Origin of the sequence: Streptomyces sp. NPDC050535 (assembly GCF_044457665.1) — a bacterium.
In the GTDB taxonomy this organism is placed as follows: domain Bacteria; phylum Actinomycetota; class Actinomycetes; order Streptomycetales; family Streptomycetaceae; genus Streptomyces.
The window spans coordinates 62633-74340 of record NZ_JBITHE010000030.1; the positions used below are offsets into that span (position 1 = coordinate 62633).

The window sequence follows — 11708 nt, forward strand, 5'->3', positions numbered from 1 at the left end:
GACCGCCCGTGGGGACAGGGACGAAGAACACGAAGGGGAATTGTAGGACTCCGACAAAAGCCTAGGACTGTGGATCTCCGTCGGCCAAACGTCCCAGAATCAGCGCGATGCGCAGCGTGAACGCGGAGCGTACATCGGAAGGCGACCAACCGGTGACGTCAGTCACACGTCGGAGCCGGTAGCGCACGGTGTTGGGATGCACGAAGAGCATCCGGGCCGCACCCTCCAGACTGCTCGCCTGCTCCAGATAGACGGCGAGCGTCTCCAGGAGCGCGGAGCCGGCCTCCTCGAGCGGTCTGTAGATCTCCTCCACCAACTGGTCGCGGGCGGCAGGGTCTCCGGCGATGGCGCGCTCCGGCAGCAGATCGTCCGCGAGCACCGGCCGAGGCGCGTCCTGCCAGGCGAAACAGGCCTTGAGACCGGCGGCGGCGGCCTGCGCGGAGCGGGTCGCGGCGAGCAGGTCCGGCACGATGGGCCCCGCGACGACGGGCCCGGCGGCATACGGGCCGATCAGCGACTTGGCGACGGCGAGCGGATTGTCGCTGCCGCCCGCGATGACGACCAGCCGGTCCCCGAGCACCCCGGTCAGCACCTGGAGCTTGGCGTGCCGGGCGGCCCGCCGGATCGCCTCGACCGTCAGCTCGCTGTCACCGTCGGGCGCCGTGCCCAGCACCACGCAGACATGTTCGGGCGAGTTCCAGCCGAGCGCCGAGGCCCGGCTGACGGCGCCCTCGTCGGCCTCGCCGGACAGAACGGCGTTCACGACCAGCGATTCGAGGCGGGCGTCCCAGGCGCCCCGCGCCTCCGCCGCCTGCGCGTACACCTGTGCGGTCGCGAAGGCGATCTCGCGGGCGTAGACGAGGAGTGCCTCCCGGAGCACGGACTCGTCACCCGGCGCCGCGACCTCGTCGATCGCGCTCTCCATCACCTCGATCGTGGTCCGCACCATCTCGACGGTCTGGCGCAGGGTGATCGCCCTGGTCAGCTCGCGTGGCGCGGTCCCGAACACATCGGTGGAGATGGCCTGCGGAGCGTCCGGACGCCGGAACCACTCGGTGAAGGCGGCGATACCGGCCTGGGCGACAAGACCGATCCAGGAACGGTTCTCCGGGGGCATGGCCCGGTACCAGGGCAGCGTCTCGTCCATCCGTGCGATGGCCTGCGCGGCGAGGTTCCCGGACGACTTCTCCAGTCGCTTGAGGGTCGCTGCGTGCGCGCGGGCGTCGAGCGGAGGGCGAGCGCTGTTGCTGGTTTCGGGTTCGGGCACGGGACAAGACTGCCTTATCCGGACGGAGGCGTGCGGCGGCGGGTCCCGGGCGAGCCCGCCGGGCGGGGCTACGGTGGGCCTGTGATGGATGTCCGCCGCGCCGAAGAGCGCTTCAGCGGAGGGGACCCGGAGACCGGGATCTCCTCGCTCCACGGCTTCTCCTTCGGCCCGCACTACGACCCGGACAACCTCCGCTTCGGCGCGGTGATCGCCTGCAACGAGGAGCGGCTCGCGCCCGGCGCCGGCTTCGAGGAGCACCCGCACAGCCACACCGAGATCGTCACGTGGGTGGTCGAGGGCGAGCTGACCCACCGCGACTCCGCCGGCCACGAGTCGGTGGTCCGCCCCGGTGACGTGCAGCACCTCAGCGCCGGGGGCGGTGTCCGCCATGTGGAACGCAACGACGGCACGGAGCCGCTGAGCTTCGTCCAGATGTGGCTGGCCCCGCTGGAGCCCGGCGGCGAACCCGCCTACGAGATCGTCCACGGCATCGCGGACTCCACGCCGTACGCCGTCCCGGAGGCGGGCGCCATGCTCCATGTACGCCGCCTTATGGCGGGCGAGCGGACCGCGGTTCCGGACGCCGCGTTCGTGTACGTCCATGTCGTACGCGGCGAAGTGCGCCTGGAGGACGAGGAACTGGTCCCCGGCGACACGGCCCGCATCACGGACGCGAAGGACCTGGAAGCGCTGGCGGGCTCACCGGCGGAGCTGCTGGTGTGGGAGATGGCGCCGCTCGGCTTCTAGCCCGTCCGGCCTTTGAGGACGAGCGCGGAGCGCGACAGGGGGGTCTGGGGGCGCAGCCCCCAGGGGCGGGACGGGCAGGGGCGGAGGGGGCGAAAAAGCACCCTCGGCTCAGCCCAGCTCGGCGAGGACCGCGTCGGTGAACGGCGGCCACGCCTCGACGGCCCAGGGCCCGAAAGCCCGGTCGGTGAGAGCGACACAGGCCACCCCCGCGACGGGATCGACCCACAGGAACGTACCCGACTGCCCGAAGTGACCGAAGGTCCGCGGAGAGGACGAACTCCCCGTCCAGTGCGGCGACTTGGCGTCGCGGATCTCGAAGCCGAGCCCCCAGTCGTTGGGGTTCTGGTGCCCGTACCCCGGCAGCACACCCTTCGTCCCCGGGTACTGGACGGTCATCGCCTCGGCCACCGTCCGCGGATCGAGCAGCCGCGGCGCCTGCACCTCCGCCGCGAACCGCACGAGGTCGTCCACCGTGGACACCCCGTCCTTCGCGGGCGACCCGTCGAGCGTGGTCGACACCATCCCCAGCGGATCCAGTACCGCCTGCCGCAGATACTCCGCGAACGGAATGTCCGTCGCCTTGGCGAGGTGCTCCCCGAGCACCTCGAACCCGGCGTTGGAGTACAGCCGCCGCTCCCCGGGCGCGGACGTCACCCGGTGCTCGTCGAAGGCGAGCCCGGAGGTGTGCGCGAGGAGATGACGCACGGTCGAGCCGGCGGGCCCGGCGGGTTCGTCGAGCTCGATCGCCCCCTCCTCGTACGCGACGAGAGCGGCGTACGCGGCGAGCGGCTTGGACACCGAGGCGAGCGCGAAGGTCCGGTCACCGGGTCCATGGCTGCCGAGCACCGCGCCGTCCGCGCGGACGACGGCCGCCGCGGCGGTGGGGACGGGCCAGTTCTCGATCAACGCCAGGCTCTGCAAGGACATGGGCATGAGCTTAGGACCTGTCCTGCTCAGAGCTGGAGCCGCATCGGAGGGTCCGGGTCCGGCTTGCGCACGAAACCGAGCGAGGCGTACAGCGGCTCGGCCTCGGCGGAGGCGGTGAGATCGGCGGCCGTGACGCCTCGTCCACGGAACCAGTCGAGGAGTGCCTCCATGCTCGCGCGGGCATACCCGCGGCGCCGCGCGTCCGGATCGGTGGCCACGCTGAAGACGTATCCGATCGCGCCGCGCGGATTGCCCGCGCGCCCGATCCGGTAGTCGATCGTCCCGGCGACAAGTGCCGCCAGCGCGTCCGGCCGGTCCGGATGGTCGACGACGAAGGCCGCGAAGTCCCCGTCGGGGTCGGCGAGCCTCCCGCGTACGGTGGGGAGCGATTCGGCGTGCCAGGCACGGGACGAGTCGGTCCCGAAGACCGAGTCGATCATCACCTGACGCAGGCGCAGTACTTCCTCGGCGTCCTCGGGCACGGCCCGGCGTACAAGAGTCATGATCGGCAACGTAGACACCGCGACCGGGGGACGTCACGGGATTTTCATGGTTTCCGCTTGCTTGGAGTGCACTCCAGGGTTTTAGCGTGGAGGTCATGACGGTGATGGAGACCACGGCCGAGGCCGCCGAGACCGGTACCAGTCCCGATGTCTGTGTCGCGCCCCCCGAGCAGCGGCTGCGGCGCCCCGACGGGCAGGACAGCTACACGATCAGCGAGGTCGTCGCCTACACCGGCCTGACGGCGCACACCCTGCGCTGGTACGAGCGGATCGGGCTGATGCCGCACATCGACCGCTCGCACACCGGACAGCGCCGCTACAGCAACCGTGACCTGGACTGGCTGGGCCTCGTCGGCAAGCTGCGGCTCACCGGCATGCCGGTCGCCGACATGGTGCGCTACGCGGAGCTGGTGCGCGAGGGCGACGACACCTATCTCGAGCGCTACGAACTCCTGGAGGCGACCCGCAGGGACGTGCGGTCCCGGATCGCCGAACTCCAGGACACCCTCGCGGTGCTCGACCGCAAGATCACTTTCTACGCGGACGCCGGGCGTGCCCTGGCGTCGGAGAGGTCCTGATGACGGACAGCAAGATCGCGAAGGTGCGGCTCGGTACCGGCGGCCCCGAGGTCGGGGTACAGGGCCTGGGCTGCATGGGCATGAGCTTCGCGTACGGCCCGGCGGACGCCGACGGGGCACGGGCCGCCCTGGAGCGGGCGCTGGAGCTCGGCGTCACGTTCTACGACACGGCGGACGCGTACGGAGAGGGGGCGAACGAGGAGTTCCTGTCCCCGTTCTTCAAGGCGCACCGCGACGAGATCGTCGTCGCGACGAAGTTCGCCCTGTCGATCCCGCCGGACGAGCCGACGAAGCGGGTCATCCGCAACGACGCGCCCTATGTCCGGCAGGCCGTCGAGGCCAGCCTGCGGCGGCTGGACGTCGACGTGATCGACCTCTACTACATGCACCGCCGTGACGTGCACATCCCCATCGAGGAGACCGTCGGCGTCATGGCCGAGCTGGTGCGCGAGGGCAAGGTCAAGCAGCTCGGGCTGAGCGAGGTCACCGGCGGCGAGCTGCGGGCGGCGCAGGGCGTGCACCCGATCGCCGCCGTGCAGTCGGAGTGGTCGCTGTTCAGCCGGGACATCGAGGCGGGTGTGGTTCCGGTGGCGGCCGAGCTGGGGGTGGCACTCGTGCCGTACTCGCCGCTCGGGCGCGGGTTCCTCACCGGGTCCTTCGCGAACGCCTCGACCGATCTGGGGGCGGACGACTTCCGGCGCCACCAGCCTCGCTTCAACGGGGAGAACGCGGCCGTCAACGCCGCGTTGCTGGAGCCGGTGCGGGCCGTCGCCGACGCCCACGGGGTCTCGCTCGGACAGGTCGCGCTGGCCTGGGTCCAGCGGCGGGGGGATGTCCACGGGCTTGCCGTGGTGCCGATTCCCGGTACCACCAAGGCGAAGCGCGTCGAGGAGAACACCGCCGCGACCCGTCTCGTCCTCACCCCGGCGGAACTGGCCCTGCTGGAGCCCATCGCCGCCCAGGTCGCGGGCGACCGCTACGCCGACATGACGTTCACGTCGGCAGGCCGAGAGTAGTTTCCTCGCCCCCTCCGCCCCTACCCGTCCCGTACCTGGGGGCTGCGCCCCCAGACCCCCGCTTTCGCGCTTCGCGCTCGTCCTCAATCGCCGGACGGGCTGAAAAGGATTTAGCCCCTCCGGCGTTTGAGGAGCGGGGGTTCGGGGGCGGAGCCCCCGAGAGACGGGACGGTAAGGGGCGGAGGGGGCGAAAAACATCGGTGCACGCCCGCCCCGTCACAGCTCCGCCAACAGCTCCGCCTTCTTCGTGGAGAACTCCTCGTCCGTGACGAGGCCCGCGTCGCGGAGTTCCCCGAGGTGCCGGATCCGCTCGGCGATGTCGGCGGGATCACGCCGAGCCGCGTGGGCCGCAAGCGCAGCCACCGGCACAGGCGCCCCGCCAGAACCCCGCACCGCGGCCAGCACAGCCGCGGCGAACGGCAGCGACTCGTGCACCGGCCCGTACCCGAGCCCGAACACGACCGCGGCCGGATCCTGGTCCGCCTGTGCGGGCTGAGCATCCGCCGGCTCACGCCGCAGCAGCCGCAGATGCCCCTCGAAGATCTCCGGCGAGCGCCACTCGACGCCGCTCAACTGGGCGACGGGAAAGGTCTGGTCGCCCGACTTCCACTTCGCCGACGAGGCCCCCGTCCAGAACCACCGGAAGGCCACCGCCCGGCCGTCGAAGGTCGCCTTCCCGTCGTACGCCTTGAAGTGCAACGGCGTCTCGGGCGGCGCGACGAGATACCGCTCGGCGGGTTCGTCGTCCGTCGTGAGCCGGTCGCGCAGCTCGTCCGCGTAGTACTCGGCGAGCGTCTCCCGCTCGGCCGGCAGCACCAGCCGGTACGGGTCGCACCCCTCCTTGAGCTGTCCCGCCGCCGCCTCGATGAGCGGATCGGCGCCAGGTCTCGGGACCGCGCGCAGCACAACCGTGCCGCGCTTCCCGGGTGTCAGTGTCACCGCCGCGATCGCGTCGAGCGGGATACGTCGTTCGCCGAGCGCCTGGAGCAGCTTCGGCGTGCGGATTCCCCGTTCGAAGCGGATGAGCACGGAGTCGGACTCGAACTCCCAGGCGGCATGAAATCCGGCCAGTACGTCACCCATGCGGGCCATCGTATGCGGCACACAGGCTCGCGTCGCCACCCTGGGCGAACCGCGGTTCCTCTCGTTTCTACGCGCGTCAGGCGGACGACCCGCCGGACAAACCCGTCCGGCACGCGTCATCCGGGTGCGCGCAGTCCACCGAGCCGTACGCGCCGATGCCGATTTCCGCGAAGTTGTGGAGGCTGTCCGTGCCCGGCTCGAAGTAACCGGTGTGGCCCCTGGCGTTCCGCGCGGACAGCACCCGTGCCCCGAACGCCGCCGACACCGGGTCGGCGCCGTGCCCGAGGCCGCCGACCTCCAGATGCGGTACGTCCTGGATCCAGTCGTCGGAGTCCCGCATCGCCCAGACCTGCGCCGTGGTGCGCAGTCCCGTGACCGTGTCGGCCCGCATGCCGGGGCTGCCCGAGACCGCTATGTCGGAGACCCGCGAGGGCAGCTTCCGGGCGGCGACCCCGCACAGCACCGAGCCGTAGCTGTGGCAGTACAGCACGACCGACGAGCCCTTCGGCAGTGCCCGCACCAGCGCGTTCAGCCGGACCGCGCCGTCCTCGGCGCGCATCGCGGTGGCCGAGTCGATGCCGAGGCCGCTGGGTGCGGTGTAGTCGGCCCAGGCGATCACGGCGGTGTCCTTGGCGGGGGCCGCCGAGTGCTCCGCCGTGTAGAGGGCCTGCGCCATGCCGACGGGCGCCGAGTACTTCTTGGACGTGCGCTGGAAGGTGAGCAGGTCGGTGTCGACGCCGGGCACCACGACCGAGACGCGCTCGGCGGTGTCGAGGTCGCCGAAGACCTCGGCGATCCGGCCCCGGCCCATCGGGTCGAAGGCGAGGATCTCGCGGCCTTTTTCGAGCAGGTCCTCGTAGCGGTGCATACGGCGTCCCGCCTCGTGCTGTCCGAGCTCGGACAACCGGCTGTCGTGCATGCGTCTGCGCTCCACCCTGCGCTGTTTCTCCAGAGCGAGGCGGTTCGCCCGGTAGCGCAGTTCGACCGGCGCCCCGTTCATGTTGCCGACCGCGAGCGGGTAGCGGTGCGCGAGCCGGTCGCGCTGGCCGGCGTCGAGCGAGGCGAAGAAGCGGGCCAGGACGCCCGGCGCGGAGCCGGTGTCCGGGAGCGGCTGCCCGGCGAGGGTGCCGCGCTCCCACGCGGAGCGCGAGGAGGTGAGGGCCGAGGACCCCCGGTGACTGTGGATCGCGGTCCAGCCACTGGTGGCCAGCATCACGAAGACCACGGCCAGCGCGGCGAGTGCGCGCCAGACGTTCAGTTGGGGGGATGCGTCGAAGGAGGTCACTGAAAGGACACACTAGGAGAACAAGAGTGTCTCGCGTTAACCGAGTGACCCGGATCACGTTTCTGGTGGGGTAATCAGGGCAAAGCGGGTTCAGTTTGAGGTAAATGCTCACATTGAGTGAGTGAACTCGGGGTTTCTGTGGGCGACATGTGACTCTGCGTGCGCGGTGCGGGGTGTCGCGTACGCGGGTCGGACCCCTCCGCGTACGACTGCCGTTATTCCGTACGCCATGTTTCCGCCAACGCGGGGCCCACGTGGCCGAGATACAGGGCGGTCAGTTCACGGATCGCCTCGACGCTGACGTCCTCGCCCCGGCCCCACAGCCGGCCCGTCACGCGCATCACCCCGCCGAACACGGCGACCGCGACGCGCGGGCGCGGGTCGGCGTCCACGTCGAGCCCCTCGCGTTCGGCGATCACCCGCGCGATCTCCTCCTCCAGCTCCGCGGAACGGCGCAGATGGACGGCGAGCAGGGAGGGTGTCGACTCGATCAACTGGAAGGTGCGCATGTGCAGTTCGATCGGGATGACGGCCTCGATCGCCTCGCCGATGGTGTCCCAGCTCTCCAGCACGGAGCGCCGCAGGACCTCCAACGGGGCTTCGTGCGGGGGGCGTTGGCGTACGGCGGCGAGGTAGTGCGACTCCGCGACGCGCTGGGTGAAGAGGGCGACGTCCTCCTTGCCCGCGAAGTACCGGAAGAAGGTGCGCTGCGAGACGTCGACCGCGTCGGCGATCTCGTCGACGGTCGTCCGCTCGTATCCCTGGGTGATGAACAGCTCGAGGGCCGTCCGCAGCAGGGCGTCCTGAGTGCGCTGCTTCTTGAGTTCGCGCAGCCCCGGCCGTGCTGCCGGCCCGGTCCGGTCCGCCGTGTCCATGGTCCCTCTCCTCTGGCCCCTGACCCCGGACCCCCGTGCCTTCTGAACCGTATGCCCTGTTCAGGGTATCCGCGGGTGACGTGACAGTTACCGACTTGTGAATCGGTTTGTCAACTGTCAGTGGCTGTCACTAGCCTCGGACGTATGACTAGTCAGACCACCGTCGACGCGACGGGCCCGGCCGACAAGGCCCCGGCACCCGTCTCCGGGCCGACGCCGACCACGGGGCTGCGCGGCCATCCGTGGTTCACCCTGTTCACCGTCGCTGTCGGCGTCATGATGGTCGCCCTCGACGGCACCATCGTGGCCATCGCCAACCCGGCCATCCAGAAGGACCTCGGGGCGAGCTTCGCCGACGTCCAGTGGATCACCAACGGCTACTTCCTCGCGCTCGCGGTCACCCTGATCACCGCGGGCAAGCTCGGCGACCGGTTCGGTCACCGGCAGACCTTCCTCATCGGCGTGATCGGCTTCGCCGCCGCCTCCGGGGCCATCGGGTTCTCCAGCAGCATCGCCCTGGTGGTCACCTTCCGCGTCCTCCAGGGCCTGTTCGGCGCGCTGCTCATGCCGGCCGCGCTCGGTCTGCTGCGGGCCACCTTCCCGGCCGAGAAGCTGAACATGGCGATCGGCATCTGGGGCATGGTCATCGGCGCGTCCACCGCGGGCGGCCCGATCCTCGGCGGTCTGCTGGTCCAGCACGTGAGCTGGCAGTCGGTGTTCTTCATCAACGTGCCGGTCGGCGTCCTCGCGCTGGTCCTCGGCATCCTGATCCTGACCGACCACCGCGCGGAGAACGCGCCCCGTTCCTTCGACATCCTCGGCATAGCCCTGCTCTCGGGGGCCATGTTCTGCCTGGTCTGGGCGCTCATCAAGGCCCCCGCCTGGGGCTGGGGCGACGGCCTGACCTGGACCTTCCTGGGTGCCTCGGTGCTCGGCTTCGGGCTCTTCGCGTTCTGGGAGCAGCGGGTCAGGGAACCGCTGATCCCGCTGGGGCTGTTCCGCTCGGTGCCGCTGTCGGCGGGCGTGGTCCTGATGGTCCTGATGGCCATCGCCTTCCTGGGCGGCCTGTTCTTCGTCACCTTCTACCTCCAGAACGTGCACGGTATGAGCCCGGTCGACGCGGGCCTGCACCTCCTCCCGCTGACCGGGATGATGATCGTGGGCTCCCCGCTGGCCGGCTACCTGATCACCAAGACCGGCCCGCGCGTCCCGCTCGCCGGCGGCATGGCCCTCACCGCGATCTCCATGTACGGCATGTCGACGCTGGACACGGGCACCGGCAGCGCCGTCATGTCGCTCTGGTTCGCCGGTCTCGGCCTCGGTCTCGCCCCGGTCATGGTCGGCGCCACCGAGGTCATCGTGGGCAACGCGCCGATGGAGCTCTCCGGTGTCGCCGGCGGTCTCCAGCAGGCCGCGATGCAGATCGGCGGCAGCCTCGGTACGGCGGTACTGGGCGCCGTGATGGCCTCCAAGGTCGACGGCGACCTGGCGGGCAACTGGGCCGACGCCAAACTGCCCCCGCTCACCCCGGCGCAGCTGGACGCGGCCTCCGAGGCGGTCCAGGTCGGCGCCGCACCGGTCGCCCCGGGCACCCCCGCCACCGTCGCCGCGCAGATCACCGAAGTCGCCCACGACACCTTCATCTCCGGCATGAGCCTGGCCTGCCTGGTCGCGGCCGGCGTCGCCGTCGTCGCGGTCTTCGTCGCGATGCTCACCAAGCGGGGCGCCAACGCGGACGCGGTGGGGGCCGGCGCGGGCCACATCTAGCGCCTGCCACGGAACCAGGGCTGTTTCAGGGCCTGTTTCCCCTATCAGGGTGACAGCGCTAAAGATCCCTCGCATCCGGCACGCGCCGCAGGTCACAGTGGGTCAAGTCCTCCGTACGGCCTGGAGGACGACCGGAACCGCGGCGCGCTGCCGGAGGGGGGCAGCGCGCCGTCAGGTCTCAAGCCGGGATACGGGGGTATCCGCACATCGACCCGAACCGACGAAGTTCTTCCGGGAGTTCAGGAGTTGATGGATGATGGCGGGCTTTGGACAGGGCACGCGCAGGTACCCCCGGTCACGTAGCCGTACGAGGTCACGGACCGGGCCGGATCGCGCGACTCTGGGGATCGTGGGGCTTGTCTGCGCGATCGCCGGCTTCTTCGTACTGGGGATCATCCTCGGTCCGGTGGCGATCGTCTGCGGCTGGCTCGCGATGGGCCGCAGTTGGGCCGGAGCCCGTCCCGTCCCGGCTCTCGTCGCGCTCGTCCTGGGCGCGATCGACACCCTCCTGGCCATCATGTGGCTGGCCGGAACGGCGGGTCCGGGCACCGGACTGCTCTGATCGCGGTCCAGCAAGGCCGCGCCTGATCGCGGTCCAGGAAGACGGCCGCAGCTGCTCGCGGTACACACACGGCCGTCGACTACAGCGAGTGTTCCTCAGCCGCACCCGTCACCGGGTGCGGCACCGCTGTGCGCGCCGCGTCCCCGGGCGCCGGGTCCCGCGACAGCGCGGCCACCTCCGCCCGCAGGGCGCGTACCTCCTCCGTCAGGGCGACGATCGCGGCCGTCTGGCGCCGCTCCTCGACGTCGTCCATCTCGAAGCGGGAGATGAACCAGGCGGCGATGTTGGCCGTCACGACACCCAGCAGCGCGATGCCGGAGAGCATCAGACCGACCGCGAGCACGCGGCCGAGACCGGTGGTCGGGGCGTGGTCCCCGTACCCCACCGTCGTCATCGTCGTGAACGACCACCACACCGCGTCGCCCAGCGTTCTGATGTTCCCGTGCGGCGACTCCCGCTCCACGGAGAGGACAGCGAGCGAGCCGAACATCAACAGGCCCACCACCGCGCCCGCGACATAGGTCGTGAGCCGTATCTGCGAGGCGATCCGGGCCCGTTGCCCGACCAGCAGCAGGGTGGCGACCAGCCGCAGCAGCCGCAGCGGCTGGACCAGCGGCAGCACCACCGCGATCAGGTCCAGCCAGTGCGTACGGACGAACTCCCGGCGCCGTTCGGCCAGTACGAGCCGCGCCGCGTAGTCCGCCGCGAAGACGCCCCACACCACCCACTCCACCGCCGAGCACGCCCGCGTCACGTCATGGCCCGCCGCGGGCCGCACGATCGGCACGGCGTAGGCGACGGCGAACGCCAGCGCGAACCCCAGCAGCGGCCGCTGCGTACGCCGCTCCCACCGGACCTGTGCCGACTGCTCCTCCATGCCCGCATCGTAGGTAAGAGGAAAGCCGGAGGGGCGGGGGGGGCCCCGGCCCCCCCCCCCCCCCCCCCCCCCCACCCCAAAACCCCCCCCCCCCCCCCCCCCCCCCCCCCCCCCCCCCCCCCCCCCCCGGCCCCGGCCCCCCCCCCCCCCCCCGGGGGGGCGGGCGCCCCCCCCCCCCCCCCCCCCCGCGGCGTGTCCGGGGTCTGCCGGCAGCCGCTCCG

Annotated in this window: 12 protein-coding genes; 5 read left to right on the forward strand and 7 right to left on the reverse strand. The window is 71.1% G+C overall.

The features are described from left to right. Positions 1–61: 61 nt before the first annotated feature. Complete coding sequence (locus ACIBLC_RS37890) at positions 62–1267, reverse strand: PucR family transcriptional regulator (RefSeq protein ID WP_399216010.1); 1206 nt, start codon at positions 1265–1267, stop codon at positions 62–64. An 84-nt stretch (positions 1268–1351) separates the two neighbouring features. Here ACIBLC_RS37890 and ACIBLC_RS37895 point away from each other — a divergent pair, with 84 nt between their 5' ends. After that, positions 1352–2014, forward strand: coding sequence for a pirin family protein (locus tag ACIBLC_RS37895; RefSeq protein WP_399216025.1), 663 nt, complete (start codon positions 1352–1354; stop codon positions 2012–2014). Between the two features lie 108 nt (positions 2015–2122). Here ACIBLC_RS37895 and ACIBLC_RS37900 read toward each other — a convergent pair whose 3' ends face one another. Continuing rightward, complete coding sequence (locus ACIBLC_RS37900) at positions 2123–2941, reverse strand: serine hydrolase domain-containing protein (RefSeq protein WP_399216011.1); 819 nt, start codon at positions 2939–2941, stop codon at positions 2123–2125. A 26-nt stretch (positions 2942–2967) separates the two neighbouring features. Continuing rightward, entirely contained in the window at positions 2968–3444 is a 477-nt protein-coding gene (locus ACIBLC_RS37905; protein WP_399216012.1) for a GNAT family N-acetyltransferase, read from the reverse strand. A 95-nt stretch (positions 3445–3539) separates the two neighbouring features. Between ACIBLC_RS37905 and ACIBLC_RS37910 the strand changes: the two genes are divergently transcribed. After that, positions 3540–4022: a MerR family transcriptional regulator gene (locus ACIBLC_RS37910; RefSeq protein ID WP_387188321.1), complete on the forward strand. Its 483-nt coding sequence runs from the start codon at positions 3540–3542 to the stop codon at positions 4020–4022. Continuing rightward, positions 4022–5038, forward strand: a complete 1017-nt coding sequence (locus ACIBLC_RS37915) for an aldo/keto reductase (protein ID WP_399216013.1) — start codon at positions 4022–4024, stop codon at positions 5036–5038. Before ACIBLC_RS37910 ends, ACIBLC_RS37915 begins: the two co-directional genes overlap by 1 nt. 216 nt (positions 5039–5254) lie before the next feature. Here ACIBLC_RS37915 and ACIBLC_RS37920 read toward each other — a convergent pair whose 3' ends face one another. The 3 genes from ACIBLC_RS37920 to ACIBLC_RS37930 all read right to left on the reverse strand — a co-directional run bounded on the left by ACIBLC_RS37920 (position 5255) and on the right by ACIBLC_RS37930 (position 8281). Then, on the reverse strand, positions 5255–6130 hold the full coding sequence (locus ACIBLC_RS37920; RefSeq protein ID WP_399216014.1) for a DUF4429 domain-containing protein: 876 nt from the start codon (positions 6128–6130) through the stop codon (positions 5255–5257). A gap of 67 nt (positions 6131–6197) precedes the next feature. After that, complete coding sequence (locus ACIBLC_RS37925) at positions 6198–7406, reverse strand: alpha/beta hydrolase (protein ID WP_399216015.1); 1209 nt, start codon at positions 7404–7406, stop codon at positions 6198–6200. Positions 7407–7621: 215 nt separating this feature from the next. Further along, the gene (locus ACIBLC_RS37930; RefSeq protein ID WP_399216017.1) at positions 7622–8281 is read right to left on the reverse strand and encodes a TetR family transcriptional regulator; all 660 of its coding nucleotides are present in this window, start codon (positions 8279–8281) and stop codon (positions 7622–7624) included. Between the two features lie 144 nt (positions 8282–8425). Here ACIBLC_RS37930 and ACIBLC_RS37935 point away from each other — a divergent pair, with 144 nt between their 5' ends. Further along, on the forward strand, positions 8426–10048 hold the full coding sequence (locus tag ACIBLC_RS37935) for an MFS transporter (protein WP_399216018.1): 1623 nt from the start codon (positions 8426–8428) through the stop codon (positions 10046–10048). A gap of 253 nt (positions 10049–10301) precedes the next feature. Next, a complete protein-coding gene (locus tag ACIBLC_RS37940) occupies positions 10302–10610 on the forward strand; it encodes a small hydrophobic protein (RefSeq protein WP_399216019.1) in 309 nt (102 codons plus the stop codon). Between the two features lie 79 nt (positions 10611–10689). Here the strand turns inward: ACIBLC_RS37940 and ACIBLC_RS37945 are convergent, their stop codons facing one another. Further along, a complete protein-coding gene (locus ACIBLC_RS37945; RefSeq protein WP_399216020.1) occupies positions 10690–11487 on the reverse strand; it encodes a potassium channel family protein in 798 nt (265 codons plus the stop codon). Positions 11488–11708 lie beyond the last annotated feature (221 nt).